This window comes from Oceanobacillus sp. FSL W7-1309, from assembly GCF_038002145.1.
In the GTDB taxonomy this organism is placed as follows: domain Bacteria; phylum Bacillota; class Bacilli; order Bacillales; family Amphibacillaceae; genus Oceanobacillus; species Oceanobacillus profundus.
In genome coordinates, this window is the sequence record NZ_JBBOBX010000002.1 from 19,197 (window position 1) to 39,002 (window position 19,806).

Here is a 19,806-nt window from a genome sequence, read left to right on the forward strand (position 1 = left end):
TACAGCATCAATTTTAAATTAGAGGTGGAAAAATGAAATTGAAAAAGTCTCAAATTATATTGATTTTCGTCGCTGCCTTATTTCTTGGATTCGCAGGTGCTTATGCAGGTGTGGAGTTTGCACAATCTAAAGATTCAGGAATGGAACAAGGTGCGAATCAAATTACGAATAACGGTTCTACAAATGAGGATACGGAAGCACCAGATTCTTCTGCTGATTTAAATAAAATTAACCAGGCCTATTCGTTGATCAAACAAAATTACCTGGAAGAAGTAGAAGATACACAGTTAATTGAAGGTGCGATCGAAGGAATGCTTTCCACCTTAGAAGATCCGCATACATCTTATATGGATATTGAAACAGTAAATCAATTTACCGATCAAATTGAATCCTCTTTTGAGGGAATTGGTGCAGAAGTGAGTATGGTTAACGGACTTGTTACCATTGTAGCGCCAATCAAGGATTCACCAGCTGAAAAGGCGGGCTTGCGACCGAATGATCAAGTATTAACCGTAGATGGAGAAAGTCTAGAAGGATTAAACTTGAATGAAGCGGTTGCTAAGATTCGTGGTGAAAAGGGTTCAGAGGTTGAATTAGAAATTCAGCGTGCAGGTGTTTCCGATCCATTCCCGGTTACAATTGTTCGTGATGAGATTCCGGTCGAAACGGTATATAGCAGTTCAGAAATGGTGGATGGAAAATTAACTGGCATCATCGAAATAACAAATTTCTCGGAGAATACTGCTAAGGAATTCCAAGAACAATTAGCAGCTTTGGAGAAGGAAAATATTGAAGGGCTAGTTATAGATGTTAGAGGAAATCCAGGAGGTCTTCTTGATGTAGCGGAGGACATTCTATCACTCTTTGTCCCTAAAGATATTCCGTATATTCAAATTGAAAACGGTGATGGTGAACGAGAAGGCTATCATTCACAATTAACGGAGAAAAAAGGTTACCCAATAAGCATTTTGATAAATGAGGGCAGTGCGTCAGCTTCTGAGATATTAGCTGTTGCATTAAAAGAATTAGACTATGATGTCGTTGGAGAAACGAGTTATGGAAAAGGAACTGTTCAACAGGCAGTGCCATTAGGAGATGGAAGCTCGATTAAATTAACGACATTTAAATGGTTATCACCACATGGAGAGTGGATTAATGAAAAAGGGGTTGAGCCAACAATTGAGGTGAAACAACCTGAATATTATTACACACATCCAGTGCAAATAGAAGAAGATGCGTTGAAGGTTGATCAGACCGATGAAGCAATTGCCAATCTGCAAGTGATGTTATCTGGATTAGGCTATGATACAGGACGAACAGATGGTTATTATAGTGAAGAAACAGAAGAAGCAGTCTCCTCATTCCAGTCTGATAATGATTTAAACGATACTGGTGAAGTTGATCAAGATACAGCTGGACTAATCGAAGCGCAGGTTATTGAGAAGATAAGGGATCGTGACGATGATAACCAAATGGTGGAAGCGTTGAAAGCATTATATTAATAACAGTGCATGAAAAGTCCACGAGTGTTGCTCGTGGATTTTCATATTAAAGGTAGTTAGTACAATCATAGCAGGATAGTGTGTTCCCTTTACTGGCAATGCACTCTATTGTTCTCTACCAATTAACAAGAAAAGCAGGAGATTGGTCGATATTTATCGAATAGGTAAAGAAAGGTAATACATAGAAGAAGGTGAGCAGATTTGGCAGAAGCATGGCTGATTGAGTTATTAAAAGGAATCGGTAGGTTTTTTATCAATCCACTGGTATACTGGACTATTTTATTATTATTTATCGCAGGGCATAGACGGATTAAGCAAGAGAGAATGGACTATGGAGTTAAAATATTTGATGTGTTTTCAGAGTGGAAAAACACGCTGGGAACATCACTCATAAGCGGACTCGTTATATCTGTTATTACAATTGGTACGGGGATGGTGTTCAGTTATGAAATGATTTTGTTATTAGCTATTGTAACGATTATTTTATCGATTACAATGCGCTTTTCATTGCTATCGCCAAGTTATACCATTGGACTTACATTTGTAATCCTGTTTATTTTACCACTAGTATTAGAAAATCAAACAATTATTACGGATACAGAATTGTTGCTTTCAGCTATAGATTTTACAAGTATTGCATTGCTTTTGGGAATCATGATTTTGGTGGAATCAATTTTAATTCATAACGTGAAACGAAATGCAACATTCCCAAGCATTGCGTTAAGTGATCGTGGAGCGTGGGTTGGTCAACATCGGATTAAGAAATTAAGTTTGATTCCGTTTTTTGCCATGATCCCAAATGGATTAATTGCACCGTTTGCCCCTTGGTGGCCATATTTTTCGATTGGTGAAGAAACCTACAGTGTAATTCTTATCCCTTTTCTAATAGGTTTTGATTATTTGGCGAAAGGCCATTTTCCGGTACATGCAGTTCAAAAGATATCCAAATTCAATACATTATTGGGAATTGGAATATTAGCGATTGCTGCAGGTAGTATATTTCTGCCATTCTTATCTATTGTCGCAGTGATTCTCGCTATAATAGGGAAGGAATTTTTGAATTACAAATACCGTGTAGGTGATCGATTGCGACGACCATTTTTTGGACAATTGCAAGATGGTTTAACGATTGTCGGAATTATTCCAGCAACACCTGCAGCACGATTAGATATATTCATAGGTGAGACCATTGTAAAAGTAAATGGCAAAAGAGTCGCAACAGAGGAACAATTTTATAAAGCATTACAATCCACTGGAGCGTTCTTTAAGCTGGAAATACTTGATGATCGAGGAGAAAATCGTTTTGTTCAAGGTGCGTTTTATGAAGGAGATCACCATGAACTTGGGCTGTTGTTTGCTTCTGCGCCATACAGACAAAAGAAGTCTCGAATAAGCTCGTAATTTTCAAGTAACGGAAAGGCTTGAAGATTTCGATACGCAGACCATAGGAAAAATGTATTTATGTAAAGAGCCGAAATTTCTTATGACCACGTTATAGTGGTATAGGGAATATCGGCTTTAAATTTTGTCTCCGTTTATTACGAAAATCCAGCAGCAATCGCACCAAGTCTACTTAAATTACATCGCGTTTTCCTTTCAAGCCATAATAAAAACAAGACAAATGATTTTCTAGATCAATGAACGGGTAGTATACTATTAATGAAAAAGCTAAAAAGTCGAATACTTGTTCGTTTTTGTGTTAAAATATATAATTAGATATGATAGAATGAGTTATAGAACGGATCGGAGGAAATAGCCGTGGATGATAAATTTGAACTTGTATCGAGCTATAAACCGGCTGGGGATCAGCCGAATGCAATTAATGAGATTACGGAGAAGGTTCTTTCCGGACAACGACATCAAACATTACTTGGAGCAACAGGAACGGGAAAAACATTTACGATGTCCAATGTTGTCACAGAAATCAATCGCCCGACACTTGTAATTGCACATAATAAAACATTAGCTGGACAATTATACAGTGAATTTAAAGAGTTTTTTCCAAACAATGCGGTCGAGTATTTTGTTAGCTATTATGACTATTACCAGCCAGAAGCATATGTGCCCTCGACAGATACGTTCATTGAAAAAGATGCAAGTATTAATGATGAGATCGATAAATTACGTCACTCTGCAACCTCTGCTCTATTTGAAAGAAATGATGTGCTAGTTGTTGCAAGTGTGTCCTGTATATATGGATTAGGTAATCCGGAAGAATATCGTAACCAGGTACTTTCATTGCGAATGGAAATGGAGAAGGATCGTGACCAGTTGCTTCGTGATTTAGTAGATATTCAATATGCGCGTAACGATATAGACTTTCAACGTGGAACATTCCGAGTGCGAGGAGATTCGGTTGAGATTATCCCAGCTTCCAGAGAAGAGCATTGTATTCGAGTAGAATTTTTCGGAGATGAAATTGACCGGATTCGTGAGGTTGATGCGCTCACGGGTGAAATTATCGGTGATCGAGAGCATGTAGCAATCTTCCCGGCTTCCCACTTCGTAACTGGTGAAGAAAAAATGAAGATTGCGATTAAAAATATTGAAAAAGAATTAGAAGATCGTCTAAAAGAGTTGCGTGACAATAATAAACTTCTTGAAGCACAACGTTTAGAGCAACGAACAAATTATGATTTAGAAATGATGCGAGAAATGGGATTTTGTTCTGGAATTGAAAATTACTCGCGTCATTTAACATTACGTGAAGCCGGAGCAACGCCATATACATTGCTCGATTTCTTTCCAGAAGACTTTCTTGTCATCATCGATGAGTCCCACGTAACGTTGCCGCAAATCCGGGGAATGTATAATGGTGACCAAGCAAGAAAACAAGTCCTTGTTGATCATGGATTCAGACTTCCATCTGCTTTGGATAACCGCCCACTGAAATTTGAAGAGTTTGAAGGGAAAACAAAACAACTTGTTTATGTATCGGCAACACCTGGTCCATATGAATTGGAGCATAATCCAGTGATGACGGAACAAATTATTCGACCAACTGGTTTGCTTGACCCAGAAATTGAAGTGAAGCCTATTGAAGGTCAAATTGATGATTTAATCGAAGAGATTAACAAACGTACAGAGCGAAACGAACGTGTTCTCGTAACAACACTGACAAAGAAAATGTCAGAGGATCTTACCGATTATCTGAAAGAGATTGGGATGAAAGTGGCATACTTACATTCAGAGATTAAAACGCTAGAACGTATTGAAGTTATTCGAGATCTTCGTGTAGGAAAGTATGATGTACTTATAGGGATCAACTTATTACGTGAAGGGTTGGATATTCCAGAGGTTTCACTTGTGGCAATCCTTGATGCTGATAAAGAAGGTTTCTTAAGATCAGAACGCTCCTTAATTCAAACAATGGGCAGGGCTGCACGTAATGAAAATGGTCATGTAATCATGTATGCTGACAAAATAACAAATTCGATGCAAGTTGCAATGGATGAAACGAATCGTAGGCGGACCATACAAATTGCATATAATAAAGAACATAACATCGTACCGAAAACGATTCGTAAAGAAGTGCGTGATGTCATCAAAGCGACAATTGCCGCAGAAGACCAAGAAAAATACGAATCAACGACAAAAGGCTTAACGAAATTAACGAAGAAAGAGAAATCGAAGGTACTCGAGCAAATGGAAAAAGAAATGAGAGAAGCTGCCAAGGCACTCGATTTCGAAAAAGCAGCCGAGCTTCGTGATGTGATTTTTGAACTTAAAGCGGAAGGATGAGCAGTTCATGCTTAATAAAACTATTAAAATTCAAGGTGCTCGTGCACATAATTTAAAAAACGTTGATATCGAAATCCCCAAAAATAAGCTCGTTGTCTTAACGGGTTTATCTGGTTCGGGTAAGTCTTCCTTAGCATTTGACACCATTTATGCAGAAGGACAGAGACGATATGTGGAATCACTTTCTGCATATGCTAGACAATTTCTTGGTCAGATGGACAAACCGGATGTGGATTCGATTGAAGGACTATCGCCAGCTATTTCCATTGATCAGAAAACAACGAGCAATAATCCAAGGTCAACCGTAGGAACGGTCACAGAAATATATGATTATTTGCGGTTGTTATATGCAAGAATTGGAAGACCAACCTGTCCAAAGCATGGGATTGAAATTAGTTCCCAAACCGTCCAGCAAATGGTCGATCGGATTTTGGAATATCCAGAACGAACAAAGCTGCAAATCCTTGCTCCAGTCGTTTCTGGACGAAAAGGGGAGCATGTTAAATTATTAGAGAAGCTAAAGCAGGAGGGTTACGTCCGAATTCGCGTTGATAAAGAGATGCGAGAAGTAACAGACGAAATCAAACTTGAAAAAAACAAAAAGCATTCGATTGAGGTCGTTATTGATCGGGTTGTGGTAAAAGAAGGTATAGCTGGACGATTAAGTGATTCCATTGAAGCTGCACTTCGATTAGGTGAAGGAAGAATTATTGTTGATATTATCGATGGGGAGGAGCTTGTTTTCAGTGAGCTTCATGCATGCCCGATATGCGGTTTTTCTATTGGAGAATTAGAGCCGCGTCTGTTTTCTTTTAACAGTCCGTTTGGTGCATGTACAAGCTGTGACGGATTAGGAACAAAATTAGAGGTTGATCTGGATTTAGTCATACCTGATTGGGATAAAACGTTAAATGAAAACGCAATTGCACCATGGGAGCCAATTAGTTCACAGTACTATCCGCAGCTATTGAAGAGTGTATGTACGCATTACGATATTGACATGGATTTACCGGTTAAAGATATTCCAGAAGATAAAATGGATAAGATTTTAAATGGTAGTGGAAAAGAAAAAATCCATTTTTATTATAAAAATGAGTTTGGTAATATTCGTGATACGGATATACTTTTTGAAGGAGTGTTGAAAAATGTAGCGCGCCGTTATAAAGAAACTTCTTCTGACTTTATTCGAGAAACACTCGAAAAATACATGACTCAAAAAAACTGTCCAACATGTAAAGGACACCGACTTAAGCAAGAAGCGTTAGCTGTTTTGATTAATGGTTTACATGTGAGTGAGGTTACGAAGTTTTCTATTGTAGAAGCGATGAAATTCTTTAAAAAAATTGACCTTACTGAAAAGGAACAGCAAATAGCAAAAATGATTTTAAAAGAGATTGATAACAGACTGGAGTTTTTAAATAATGTTGGTTTGGATTATTTAACTCTTTCTCGTACTGCTGGAACACTTTCTGGTGGAGAAGCACAACGAATTCGACTTGCAACACAGATTGGCTCAGCACTTACTGGTGTGCTCTATGTCCTTGACGAACCATCGATTGGGCTGCATCAACGAGATAATGATCGCTTAATTGAAACGTTGCAAAGAATGCGAGATTTGGATAATACACTGATAGTTGTTGAGCATGATGAGGATACAATGCTTGCAGCAGATTGGCTGATTGATATTGGCCCGGGTGCTGGTGAGCATGGTGGTGAAATTGTTGCAAGCAACACACCAGAAAATGTCATGAAAAACCCAGATTCTCTAACTGGCAGGTACTTATCCGGAAAAGATTTTATTCCATTACCAATGGAACGTCGAAAAGCCGATAAGCGGAAGATTGAAGTGATCGGAGCAACAGAAAATAACTTAAAGAATGTTTCTGCCAGTGTACCAATTGGATTAATGACGGTTGTTACAGGAGTATCTGGATCGGGGAAAAGTACACTTGTTAACGAAATTATCTATAAGTCACTATCAAAGTCACTTTATAAAGCAGCAAAACATAAGCCTGGAAAACATCGTAAAATAAAAGGAATCGAGCATATTGATAAAGTGATCGATATTGATCAATCGCCAATTGGACGGACGCCACGTTCAAATCCGGCAACATATACGGGTGTATTTGATGATATCCGGGATGTTTATGCGCAAACGAATGAGGCAAAGGTTCGCGGTTATAAAAAAGGCCGTTTTAGTTTTAATGTGAAGGGCGGGCGCTGTGAGGCATGTCGCGGTGATGGAATTATTAAAATTGAGATGCACTTCCTTCCTGATGTCTATGTCCCATGTGAGGTGTGTCATGGAAAGCGATATAACCGTGAAACGTTGGAAGTGAAATATAAAGGAAAAAGTATAGCAGATGTGCTTGAAATGCGGGTCGAAGAAGCAGTGGAATTTTTTGCACCGATACCAAAAATTAAGCGGAAGCTCGAAACAATTTATGATGTTGGTTTAGGGTATGTTACATTAGGACAACCGGCAACAACACTGTCAGGCGGAGAGGCGCAACGAGTCAAATTGGCAAGTGAGCTTCATAAACGTTCAAACGGAAAGTCAATGTACATTCTGGACGAACCGACGACAGGGTTACATGCTGATGATATTAAGCGGCTCCTAGTAGTATTACAACGGTTAGTGGAAAATGGCGATTCTGTTTTAATTATCGAGCATAACCTGGATGTCATAAAAACTGCCGACCATATAATTGACCTTGGTCCAGAGGGAGGAGCACGCGGAGGACAGGTTATTGCAACTGGGACTCCAGAGGAAATTGCTGACATAGCGGACATATCCTATACAGGGAAATATTTGAAGACGGTCCTTGAACGTGACCGAAATCGAATGGAAGCCATGCTTGAGGAAAAAGAAAAAATAAGCACGAAATAAAAAACTGCACCCAATAGAGTAGATACATAAAAAAATGTCTACCCTATAGGGTGATTTTTTTACTTGAAATCCGGACTTTCAGGCTCCCTATTTGACGCGTTATCAAGGTTTCGGTACAGTAGTAATAGAGAATTGGAGGATTGTATAATGAAGCCGATAGAGATTGATAATGTACAGCATATTCTAACTCAGTTTATAAATAAAAAAGTTTATGTTCATTTGGAGACAACGAATGGAGCGTATGCAAACCATATAAATAAAGCAGCCTATAATGTAGGTGTATATATGCGTAATGCGCAAGTAACATTTGAGCAAGCGAAGATTGTTGGAGATGGAAGTGTGTATCGTGCCGGGTTAAAAATGGATACGGGTTGGATTTATGCAGAAGGTTTAACTGATTGGACCATGCATGAAGATACGAAACTATTACTTGCCGGCCATGATCGTGAAGGTAGATTAATGGTTTCCTTACAAATCAGTGAAACGCCTTTTAGCTATTAAACTTCGTAGTTGAAGGAAACTGCGATGTAATGGGCAATTATGGTAGAGCGTAAACCCGCTCTGGAAATACACTTCGCTTTCCGTGGCCAGAGTGAGCCTCCTCGAACCCCGTTTTTCAGAGTCTCACTCTGGCCACGTACACCACAGGAGTCTACGTGTATTTCCTCCACTAGAATCGGCTCACTGTCTATTGCTAAAATAGTTCATCAAACAGTAACGTTGCTCAGACCAGTCCGGGTGAGCGGAGGGCGGTGACTCCTGCGGGAACAGCACGTGTCTGAAGACTCGTAGGGAGTGGTTTTCTTCCGGAGAGGCTGAGGCCGTGCCCTAAGGTGCGCATCCGCCCGAAGCGATCCCGGGCGGCGATTATTGCACACTCTTGAAGAAAAATGGAGAGAAGTTAGTTCGCAGCCTATATCTTTTGATCAAGTATCAACAACACTAACGCATGAAAAATAATAATTGGAATCAGGTGAATAAATATGGAAAAGCATGTGGTAGTCATTTATCCGCATCCAGATGATGAATCGTTTGGAGCGGCTGGAACGATTTTAAAATTTCGAGAACAGGGAGTACCAGTAACCTATCTCTGTGGTACATTAGGAGAAATGGGAAGGAACATGGGCAATCCACCATTTGCGAATCGCGAAACATTGCCCGAAATACGAAAAGTTGAGCTGCTTAATGCTTGCCGCGTATTGGATATGGAAGTCAAAATGCTTGGTTACCGTGATAAAACTCTGGAATTTGAGGATAGAAGAGAAGTAGCATTACATTTAAAACAGCTTCTTGAGGAACTCAAGCCAACACTCGTGATTACCCATTATCCTGATTATGCAGTACATCCAGATCATAACGCACTAGGTGCTGCAGCAATTGAAGCTGTACAGTTAATGGATCCGTCTGAACGACCAGAAGTCTGGGCTCAGGCAATCTCGAATAACTATATGGACGTACTTGGAAATCCTGATATAATCAATGATATTACGAATTACTTTGATAAAAAAATGGAAGCTATTTTTTGCCATGATTCGCAAGCAGCAGGAGTTCTTGGTCAGTTTAAACATGTAGATAGTTTAGAAAGTGAAGTACAAGAAGATATTAAAAAAAGATTTAGTAAAGAGCATTTTTATCGCTGGGATTTCACTAATTAGAGATTTACAGCACATATGAAATGATGGTTTCGTTTAAAGTGATGGAACGAAGTAAATAATAATAACGTGAAGACAAGACAAACACCCTTGCATATATATATAGCAGGGTGTTTTCAAAATGAACAACAAATAAATGGTAATATTGCGTTTAAACTGCAGAAAAGAAACCTTTTTCCTTTCTGCACCGTATATATGTTAGATGGTGAATGGGAATGGGTAAAGATTATATATGGAAGGATGATAATTTATGAAGAAATTATATCGCTCCACTTCTAATCGCATGGTTGGCGGTGTACTTGGTGGAATTGGTGACTACTTTAATGTTGATGCAACAATTCTGAGGTTAGCCTTTATATTGTTACTAATTCCAAGCTTTATGACATTTGCAGTGGCATATCTTGTTGCTATGATGATTGTACCGAAAGATGTGGAGATTTATTAATGTTTAAACGCTGGATTATATCTCTTATACTTAATGCTGTTGCTTTAATTGCTGTTGCCGAGTTATTTCAATCGTTTCAATTAGATGGTTTTGGAACAGCGTTAATTGCAAGTTTCATTTTATCTATATTAAATGTGTTCATAAAGCCGTTATTAATCATTTTAACATTGCCAATCACGATCATTACATTTGGATTGTTCTTGGTTGTCATAAATGCAATTACCTTAATGATCACGCAGTCATTAATGGGGGCTTCTTTTGTAATTGAAGGATTCGGAACAGCAATGATAGCATCAATTATTATTTCATTGCTAAATATGCTATTAAATAGTTTAGTAAAAGATTCGTTAAATAGATAAAAACGTAGGTCTCAGCCTACGTTTTTTTCGTTTCATATGCTAAAATGTATATCAGTTAGCGTCCAAATGATTGGAGGAGCATTAGATTATGGCAGCGATTGTTCGTACAAGTGACTTATTAGACAACTTTAACCTAACACTTGTAGCAGGTGAGGATGGAATTAATAGAGAGATTATTACAAGTGATATATCTCGACCTGGTATAGAGATGACAGGTTATTTCAGATACTATCCGAAGGAACGTCTACAATTGATAGGAAAAACTGAAATGACGTATTTTCTGGAATTATCGGATGATGAGAAAAGGAGCCGAGCAGAAAATCTATGCACGGATATTACTCCTGGAATTGTTGTTACAAGAGGGATGACTGTCCCGCAAGTGTTAATGGAAGAAGCAAATAAAGCAGGCGTGCCGATTTTACACTCGCCGCGAAAAACAACTCGAGTTATAAGCAGACTTACGAATTATTTAGAAGAAAAATTTGCCCCTTCAACAGCAATCCATGGTGTGTTAATCGATATTTATGGTGTCGGTGTTCTCATTATTGGACAGAGTGGGGTAGGGAAAAGTGAAACCGCATTAGAGCTTATTAAGCGGGGACATCGTCTTGTAGCAGATGATAATGTAGAAATTCACCAGGAAGACTATGAGAGCTTAGTTGGAAACGCACCACCACTTATTGAGCACTTACTTGAGATTCGTGGATTAGGGATTATTAATGTGATGACCCTTTTCGGAGCTGGTTCTGTACGTAGCAATAAAAGGATCTCGATGGTAATTAACCTAGAAAACTGGGATGAAAAGAAGCAATATGATCGTCTCGGTCTCGATGAGGATACAATGAAAATCATGGATGTCCATTTACCGAAGGCAACAATACCTGTTCGACCAGGACGAAATCTTGCTGTAATTATCGAGGTAGCAGCAATGAATTTTCGTTTGAAGCGGATGGGCGTAAATGCTGCTGAGGAATTTTCAGAGCGGTTAACGATGATGATTGAAAACGAAAAAAATCTCGGTGAATAGGAGTGAATTGAGTTGATTTTGACAGCAGTTCCCTTAGATAGGGTATTTCTTGAATTAGGCCCATTTACGATCTATTGGTATGGAATTATTATCGCTTTTGGTGCAATATTAGGAGTTTATTTGGCAACCAAAGAAGCAAACCGTCTTGGATTACAGAAGGATTTAATAATTGATTTCATCGTGTTTGCCGTCCCAATCGCAATTATTTTTGCAAGAATCTACTATGTTACATTTGAGTGGGAGAACTATGTAAATGGTCCATGGTGGAAGGTGTTTGCCATTTGGGAAGGTGGCATTGCTATCCATGGTGCGATTATTGGTGGCGTGTTAACAGCAATTGTATTCTCAAGAGTAAGGAATATATCTTTTTGGCAGTTAGCTGATATTATCGCTCCAAGCTTAATTCTTGCTCAGGCAATTGGCCGCTGGGGAAACTTTATGAATCAGGAAGCACATGGAGGACCAATTTCCCAAGCTACATATGAAAGCTTTCACCAATACTTACCTGACTTTATTATGAATCAGATGACGATTAATGGAGTTATGTATCATCCGACATTTCTATATGAATCATTTTGGAATATAGTTGTGTTTACGATTCTAATTTTAATGCGAAAATATAATCCATTACGTGGTGAAATTTTCTTGAGTTATGCAATTCTTTATTCGATCGGCAGGTTCTTTATCGAAGGACTGCGAACAGACAGTTTATATGTTTTCGGGGAACTTCGTACAGCTCAGGCAATATCGATCGTAATTATCGTTGCATCGATTATTTTAATTATTTATCGTCGCAAGACAACAACGGTTCGATATCTTGATGTTCCAATTGCAGACAAAAAGAATACCCATAAGAAAAAGCCGCGTAAAAAGAAGAAAAAATAACACAGTTCCACCATTTTGAAAGAGAGGGTTACGGAATGACCGGAATGTTAAACCGGGGTTTACAACAAGGCTTGAAAACAACGTGGACCTTGGGAAAGGTGATATTTCCAATTACATTAATAGTTACAATTCTGCAGTTTACACCTGTTTTGCCGTGGGTTATCCAATTATTAACCCCGGCAATGGGAATGATTGGTCTCCCAGGAGAAGCTGCAGTTCCTTTAGTGCTTGGAAACACATTAAATTTATATGCTGGGATAGCAGCGATTATTTCATTTGATTTTACAGTAAAAGAAGTATTTATAATGGCTATGATGCTTTCCTTTTCTCATAATTTATTTGTCGAATCTGCTGTGGCGACGAAGGTCGGTGTTAATTGGTGGTTAATAGTAGGGCTGCGACTAGGTCTTGCACTCGCTTCAGCATTTGTTATTAATCTTGTATGGAATGGTGGAGCAGAATTAGCGCAATATGGGTTTGTCTCATCATCTGAGGTTGTATTGAATGGTTGGGTTGAAATTGCGTTGCATGGAATGCAAACAGCACTATTAGCTATACTTCAGTTAGCATTGATTGTGATTCCATTAATGATTATTATCCAAGTGATGCGTGAGAAAGGCTTGCTTACAGCAATGTCTAACATGCTTGCTCCATTTATGAAATTGCTAGGGATGAACAAAAACACATCCATGACAATGATTGCTGGTCTTACAGTTGGATTAGCTTTTGGTGCTGGGTTAATGATTCAAGCAGTAAAAGAGGATGGAGTATCAAAAAAAGATATGTATTTGGCGCTCATTTTCCTTGTTTCTTGTCATGCGGTTGTAGAGGACACGCTTGTATTTATCCCTCTTGGCATACCCGTTTGGCCACTCCTAGTTATACGCTTAACAACTGCAATTGTTCTTACAATGATTGTCGCTTATATTTGGAACAGTAAAGAAAGTAAGAATAGAAAGGAAACACCACATGAACATTCATACAATACTCTTTGATCTGGATGGTACATTAATTGATACAAATGCGTTAATTAATGCATCCTTCCTACATACTTTTGAGCAATATAATTTAACATTTACGCATGAGGAGATACTGGAATTTAACGGTCCACCTTTAATTGAAACGTTCCAAATGATCGATCCAATAAAAGCAGACAGTATGCTGACAACCTATAGAAAGCATAATTTGGCCGAACATGATAATTATGTAACAGCATTTCCACAAGTGTTGGAGACAATAGAGCAATTACACAAGCAGAAGATCCAACTTGGTGTTGTATCGACGAAAATGTCCAAAGGCGTGCATATGGGATTAAAATTGACTGGTTTAGATCGCTTTTTTAAAACGGTAATTACTTTTGACGATGTTACAAACCCGAAGCCACATCCAGAACCAGTGCTTAAAGCAATGGAAGCATTAGGAGCTAGTGCAAACACAACATTGATGGTAGGAGATAATCATCATGATATTGAATCGGGAAAAAATGCGGGAGTTATGACAGCAGGTGTGGCTTGGTCTGCTAAGGGTAAAGAAAGGCTTATAACATATGAACCAACCTATATGCTAGACGAGATGACCGATTTGCTAAAAATTGTAGGAGTGTAAGCGATGCGTAAAACGGAACGATTTAAAGTAGAAAGTTCAAATTCATTATGGCAAATCTACAAGACAGTTCCATTTTGGAAGGTTGTTAAAAATTTCATTATTATTCAGCTTGCAAGATACACGCCATTTTTAAGCATGAAGAATTGGCTTTATCGTACGTTTTTAAAAATGGAGGTTGGGAAACAGACCTCCTTCGCGTTAATGGTTATGCCTGATATTATGTTTCCAGAGAGAATTTCAGTTGGTCGTAATAGTATCATTGGCTATAATACAACGATTTTAGCACATGAATATCTAATAAAAGAATATCGAATTGGTGACGTGAAAATTGGTGATGAAGTAATGATCGGCGCCAATTCGACGATTCTTCCAGGGGTCGCGATTGGTGATCATGCAATCATTTCGGCAGGGACACTTGTGCATAAGGATGTTCCTGCTGGAGCGTTTGTTGGTGGAAATCCGATGCGGTTAATTTATACCAAAGAAGAATTGGAAAACCGAAATCAAGATGAATGGTAAAGCAGGTGACAATTTGAATGTACCAACGGGAATATTACCCGCAGTTCGAAAAATGAAAGATTTTGATAAAGCGCTAGAAACGAACCAAGATTTCATCGTTATTCTCGAGTCGCGACTTGCTCAATTAAAGAGCCTTGTTGCTTACGCAAAGCGAGCAAATAAACAGGTATTGGTTCATTTTGATTTGATACAAGGCTTAAAATCGGATGAGTATGGCATGGAGTTCTTAATTCGAGAAGTGAAGCCAGATGGTGTTCTATCGACGAGGGGCAATATTATTCAGCTTGCAAAGAAACAGAAGCTGTTAGCGATTCAGCGCATGTTTTTGTTGGATAGTTTGGCTCTGGATCAAAACTTAAAGCTTATCAGCCGGTTTCAGCCAGATTGTATTGAAGTATTACCAGGATTGATGCCAAGTGTCATTCATCAGATATATGAACAAACAAAGCTACCAGTTATTGCTGGAGGCTTGATTACAACAAAAGAGGAAGTCCAAGCGGCTTTCGATGCGGGGGCAATTGCGGTATCAACTTCGAAAACAAGCCTCTGGTACAAATAGCAGTGTTTATAAATCGATTTGAGGTCATAGTTAAAATGTTCGCTTGACATTTTAAAAAATAAAGCTGGTTTTTATTAGAACCATTATACAAGATATAACCTACGGACTACCTATTGTGGTATGAATAAATCTTACCGTCCGGGAGCGCTTCGTGCGGTTGCACACCTCGGGGCACGGCGTCAGCCCTCCTCGAGTAAACCACTTTCCGGGATCTTCAAACAGTGTTGTTCCCGCGGGAGTCATCATTCTACACGCACAAACCATAATTGCAGATTAGTTAACAGTTTATTTCAACTAGTAATGTTGAATTAACGAATGGTATGAGCTTATTTATTTTTATAACAGTTAAGCTTAACTGTTATAAAAATAAATAACCCTGTTGACAACGCTTCCAATATCGGTTAATATAAGAAGACAAGTTAATGATGTGGTGGAGACTAGGAGACCTACATTTCAATCGTACCTTTCTAAAAGAAAAGTATGTTTATTGAAGTGTGGGTTTTTTTAGTGCGCTGAATTAACCTGTCTATGAGATTAAAAACATAAAAAGGGGTGTTCTTATGTCTGAGTTTGTCGCTGAACTGATTGGTACCATGATCCTGATTATCTTTGGTGGCGGAGTTGTAGGAGGAGTTGTTTTAAAAAAATCAAAAGCTGAAGGAACTGGGTGGGTACTCATCACTATTGGTTGGGGGCTAGCTGTTGCAATGGGGGTATATGCAGTTGGAAACTTTACAGGTGCACATATAAATCCTGCAGTGACGATTGGCTTTGCTGCTGCTGGGGAATTTCCTTGGGCAAAGGTTCCGATGTATGTAAGCGCTCAAATGATTGGCGCCTTTATTGGCGGAGTAATCGTATTTCTGAATTACCTGCCACATTGGAGAGAAACAAAAGACCAAGGTGCAAAGCTAGCTGTATTTGCAACAGATCCAGCAGTCAGAAGTCCTTTTTCCAATTTACTAAGTGAGATGATTGGTACGTTTGTTTTATTACTTGGTCTTATGTTTATCGGTGCCAATGAATTTACGGAAGGATTAAATCCATTGATTGTTGGAGCATTGATTGTCGCGATTGGGATGTCTTTAGGTGGAGCAACTGGTTATGCGATTAATCCAGCTCGTGACCTTGGACCGAGAATTGCACATGCACTTCTTCCGATACCTGGAAAAGGTAGTTCAGACTGGGGATATGCATGGATTCCTGTAGCAGGACCAATTCTTGGCGGTGTGTATGGTGCAGTATTTTATCAAGCGATATTTCTTGGAAATTTTTCAGCACTATTCTGGATAATGAGTGGTTTTGTTGTCATACTTATAATTGGGGCAACTAATATAGAATTGAAGAAAAATGACTCAGCTGAAGATGAATTAAATAAAAAAATAGTATAGGGGGATATAAAATGACTGGAGAATTTATTTTATCATTAGATCAAGGTACAACAAGTTCGCGGGCGATTCTATTTAATCAAAAAGGAGAAATTGTGGAAACTGCTCAAAGGGAATTTGAGCAGTTCTTTCCAAAGCCTGGCTGGGTTGAACATGATGCAAATGAGATTTGGACATCAGTGCTTGCATGTATAGCTGATGTATTGCGAAAAGCCGATATAAATCCAGAACAAGTTGCAGGTATTGGGATTACGAACCAACGGGAAACAGCGGTGGTATGGGACAAAACGACAGGTAAACCTATCTATAAGGCGATTGTGTGGCAATCACGTCAAACAGAGGCTATCTGCAGAGAATTGAAAGAACAAGGGCATGAGGAATTAATTCGAGATAAAACAGGATTATTAATTGATCCTTATTTTTCTGGAACTAAGGTGAAATGGATTTTGGATAATGTGGAAGGAGCAAGAGAACAAGCAGAAGCTGGCAATCTATTATTTGGAACAATTGATAGTTGGCTAGTGTATAAGCTTTCAGGTGGTAAAGCGCATATTACAGATTACTCCAATGCATCCAGAACATTATTATTCAATATTTATGATCTCAAATGGGATGATGAATTACTGGAGATTTTGACAGTACCTAAATCAATGCTTCCTGAAGTCCACGAGTCATCAGAAGTTTATGCTACAACGGTTGGGTATCATTTCTTTGGACAGGAGGTGCCAATTGCAGGTATTGCTGGTGATCAGCAGGCAGCGCTATTCGGTCAGGCATGCTTTGATAAAGGAATGGCGAAAAATACGTATGGAACTGGTTGTTTTATGTTAATGAATACTGGAGAAAAAGCTGTAAAATCTGAGCATGGATTGTTGACAACCTTAGCCTGGGGTGTTGATGGTAAAGTAGAGTATGCCTTAGAAGGTAGTATTTTTGTTGCTGGTTCTGCTATTCAATGGCTTCGCGACGGGCTGAAGTTGATTGAATCAAGCCCGGATAGTGAAGCATTTGCAACAAGAGTTGACTCAACAGACGGTGTTTATATGGTTCCAGCGTTTGTAGGACTAGGCACACCTTATTGGGACAGCGATGCGAGAGGTGCAGTTTTTGGTCTTACACGTGGTACGACAAAAGAACATTTTATTCGAGCAACATTGGAATCACTTGCATATCAAACAAAGGATGTGCTTGATGCTATGATTGCAGATTCTGATATTGATTTAAAAACATTACGGGTTGATGGCGGGGCAGTCAAAAATGATTTCTTAATGCAATTTCAAAGTGATATGCTCGGTGTTTCTGTAGAGCGTCCTGTTGTCCAAGAAACAACGGCTTTAGGAGCGGCTTATCTTGCAGGTCTGGCTGTTGGATACTGGAAAGACAAGGATGAAATCAAAGAGCAATGGTTAAATGATCGCACGTTTGAAAATAACATGGATGAAGAAAGAAGAGAAGATCTGTACATTGGCTGGAAAAAGGCAGTAGAAGCAACGAGATCGTTTAAATAATAGGTAGGGTAGTGAATAAAGAGATCAGTTCTTATCATGGAATCTGGTCTCTTTATACTCCATTAATTAAGATGCATGGACGAGGAGGTAAGGAAAACATGAAAAAAATTATAAATGATCCGAACCAGGTAGTGCAAGACATGATAGAGGGGATGATTGCCGCTTATCCAAATGAATTAAAACAAATTTCGGGAACTACTGCCATTACGAGGAGTGAAGCTCCAGTACAAGGTAAAGTAGGTTTAGTTAGTGGAGGAGGCAGTGGGCATGAACCAGCCCATGCTGGTTATGTAGGAAAAGGAATGCTAGATGCTGCTGTACTTGGCGAAGTATTTACATCGCCTACACCGGATCAAATATATGAAGCTATAAAAGCTGTTGATGGTGGAAACGGTGTATTCCTAATTATTAAGAACTACACAGGAGATGTACTTAATTTTGAAATGGCAATGGAATTAGCTGAAGCTGATGGGATTCAAGTGGACAAGGTCATTGTCAATGATGATGTGGCAGTGGAAGATAGTTCATTTACTATAGGGAGAAGGGGGATTGCTGGAACTGTTTTAGTTCATAAAATTGTCGGCGCTAAGGCAGAGCATGGTGCAACACTGGAAGAAGTCAAAACCTTAGCTGAGAAAGCAGCAGGCAATATCCGTTCGATTGGAATGGCTTTAACACCATGTACTGTGCCGGCAGCGGGTAAACCGAGCTTCCAACTTGCAGAAGATGAAATGGAAATTGGAATTGGAATTCACGGTGAAGCTGGAATTGAAAGAAAACCGATAACGACAGCGGATGAAATCGCCTCGGAATTAACAGAAAAGATTTTAGCGGATATGAATTTAAATAATAATGAGGAAGTAGCAATTATGGTTAATGGGTTGGGAGCTACTCCAGAAATGGAATTATACATTATTAATAAAAAAGTTAACCAGCTTTTGACTGAAAAGGGTATACAGATTTATAAAACCTTTGTTGGTGAATATATGACAGCACTCGAGATGACAGGTTGCTCTGTTACGTTATTGAAATTGGATGATGAATTAAAAGAACTGCTAAATGCAAAATCAGAAGCACCAGCATTTCGTAATTAGGAGGTATATGGTGGAACTTCAAGTAGAGGATACAATTCAGTGGCTCGAAAAATCAAATGAAAAAATACAGCAAAATAAAGATTATTTAACAGCTTTAGACCAAGCAATCGGAGATAGCGACCATGGCATTAATATGTCACGAGGATTCCAAGAAGTAGTAAATCAAGTGAAATCGAAACCGTACGATACAGTTTCTGATGTATTAAAGGATACAGCAATGACGTTAATGTCAAAAGTCGGCGGGGCTTCCGGACCGTTGTTTGGTACTGCTTTCCTACGCTTTTCAATGAGAGTGAAAGGAATAGATCCAATTAGTCAGGATGCATTTACAAAGGGAATGGAAGACGCACTTGCTGGCATTATACAGCGCGGTAAAGCAGCAACAGGGGAAAAGACAATGGTTGATGTATGGTCTCCGGTAGTGGATTATTTTAAAGGTACGACTATTGTTCAAGCAGACGAGGTTGCTCAAACCGCTAAAAAGGCAATGGAGCAAACAAAAGAAATAACGGCTACGAAAGGAAGAGCGTCTTATTTCAAAGAGAAATCGATTGGACATATTGATCCTGGTGCGGCATCTTCGTTTTATATATTTGAAGCATTGTCAGAAGTAATCAAGGGGGAAGGTTAAG

General features: G+C 38.9%; 18 protein-coding genes. All 18 read left to right on the forward strand.

Translation table 11 applies throughout. The features are described 5' to 3' along the window. Positions 1–32 precede the first annotated feature (32 nt). The 18 genes from NST46_RS12805 (at position 33) to dhaL (ending at position 19,805) form a co-directional block, all read left to right on the forward strand. Positions 33–1,502: a S41 family peptidase gene (locus NST46_RS12805; protein WP_341137341.1), complete on the forward strand. Its 1,470-nt coding sequence runs from the start codon at positions 33–35 to the stop codon at positions 1,500–1,502. A gap of 201 nt (positions 1,503–1,703) precedes the next feature. Beyond that, complete coding sequence (locus NST46_RS12810; protein WP_118889667.1) at positions 1,704–2,903, forward strand: PDZ domain-containing protein; 1,200 nt, start codon at positions 1,704–1,706, stop codon at positions 2,901–2,903. 357 nt (positions 2,904–3,260) lie between these two features. After that, positions 3,261–5,243, forward strand: a complete 1,983-nt coding sequence (gene uvrB / locus NST46_RS12815; protein ID WP_341137342.1) for an excinuclease ABC subunit UvrB — start codon at positions 3,261–3,263, stop codon at positions 5,241–5,243. A 7-nt stretch (positions 5,244–5,250) separates the two neighbouring features. After that, positions 5,251–8,133, forward strand: coding sequence for an excinuclease ABC subunit UvrA (gene uvrA, locus NST46_RS12820; protein ID WP_341137343.1), 2,883 nt, complete (start codon positions 5,251–5,253; stop codon positions 8,131–8,133). Positions 8,134–8,280: 147 nt separating this feature from the next. Further along, complete coding sequence (locus NST46_RS12825) at positions 8,281–8,634, forward strand: YojF family protein (RefSeq protein WP_095311174.1); 354 nt, start codon at positions 8,281–8,283, stop codon at positions 8,632–8,634. Between the two features lie 482 nt (positions 8,635–9,116). Then, entirely contained in the window at positions 9,117–9,788 is a 672-nt protein-coding gene (bshB2, locus tag NST46_RS12830) for a bacillithiol biosynthesis deacetylase BshB2 (protein WP_095311176.1), read from the forward strand. 247 nt (positions 9,789–10,035) lie between these two features. After that, a complete protein-coding gene (locus NST46_RS12835) occupies positions 10,036–10,230 on the forward strand; it encodes a PspC domain-containing protein (RefSeq protein ID WP_095311178.1) in 195 nt (64 codons plus the stop codon). Next, positions 10,230–10,589: a phage holin family protein gene (locus NST46_RS12840; RefSeq protein ID WP_095311180.1), complete on the forward strand. Its 360-nt coding sequence runs from the start codon at positions 10,230–10,232 to the stop codon at positions 10,587–10,589. The genes NST46_RS12835 and NST46_RS12840 overlap by 1 nt, the downstream gene beginning before the upstream one ends. Positions 10,590–10,677: 88 nt before the next feature. After that, entirely contained in the window at positions 10,678–11,616 is a 939-nt protein-coding gene (hprK, locus tag NST46_RS12845) for an HPr(Ser) kinase/phosphatase (RefSeq protein WP_095311182.1), read from the forward strand. A 12-nt stretch (positions 11,617–11,628) separates the two neighbouring features. Beyond that, a complete protein-coding gene (lgt, locus tag NST46_RS12850) occupies positions 11,629–12,501 on the forward strand; it encodes a prolipoprotein diacylglyceryl transferase (protein WP_118889669.1) in 873 nt (290 codons plus the stop codon). Between the two features lie 35 nt (positions 12,502–12,536). Next, on the forward strand, positions 12,537–13,496 hold the full coding sequence (locus NST46_RS12855; RefSeq protein ID WP_095311186.1) for a nucleoside recognition domain-containing protein: 960 nt from the start codon (positions 12,537–12,539) through the stop codon (positions 13,494–13,496). Beyond that, positions 13,471–14,106, forward strand: coding sequence for a pyrophosphatase PpaX (ppaX, locus tag NST46_RS12860; RefSeq protein WP_095311188.1), 636 nt, complete (start codon positions 13,471–13,473; stop codon positions 14,104–14,106). The genes NST46_RS12855 and ppaX overlap by 26 nt, the downstream gene beginning before the upstream one ends. Before the next feature lie 3 nt (positions 14,107–14,109). Continuing rightward, complete coding sequence (locus NST46_RS12865) at positions 14,110–14,625, forward strand: acyltransferase (protein WP_095311190.1); 516 nt, start codon at positions 14,110–14,112, stop codon at positions 14,623–14,625. Beyond that, positions 14,615–15,184 carry a glycerol-3-phosphate responsive antiterminator gene (locus NST46_RS12870; RefSeq protein WP_419776322.1) on the forward strand — a complete coding sequence of 190 codons (570 nt, stop codon included), beginning with the start codon at positions 14,615–14,617 and terminating at the stop codon, positions 15,182–15,184. The genes NST46_RS12865 and NST46_RS12870 overlap by 11 nt, the downstream gene beginning before the upstream one ends. A gap of 560 nt (positions 15,185–15,744) precedes the next feature. Then, positions 15,745–16,575: an MIP/aquaporin family protein gene (locus tag NST46_RS12875; RefSeq protein ID WP_095311191.1), complete on the forward strand. Its 831-nt coding sequence runs from the start codon at positions 15,745–15,747 to the stop codon at positions 16,573–16,575. An 11-nt stretch (positions 16,576–16,586) separates the two neighbouring features. Then, positions 16,587–18,080: a glycerol kinase GlpK gene (glpK, locus tag NST46_RS12880; protein ID WP_095311193.1), complete on the forward strand. Its 1,494-nt coding sequence runs from the start codon at positions 16,587–16,589 to the stop codon at positions 18,078–18,080. A gap of 98 nt (positions 18,081–18,178) precedes the next feature. Then, complete coding sequence (gene dhaK, locus NST46_RS12885; protein WP_341137344.1) at positions 18,179–19,174, forward strand: dihydroxyacetone kinase subunit DhaK; 996 nt, start codon at positions 18,179–18,181, stop codon at positions 19,172–19,174. A gap of 10 nt (positions 19,175–19,184) precedes the next feature. After that, entirely contained in the window at positions 19,185–19,805 is a 621-nt protein-coding gene (gene dhaL / locus NST46_RS12890; RefSeq protein ID WP_340002097.1) for a dihydroxyacetone kinase subunit DhaL, read from the forward strand. Position 19,806: the final 1 nt, after the last annotated feature.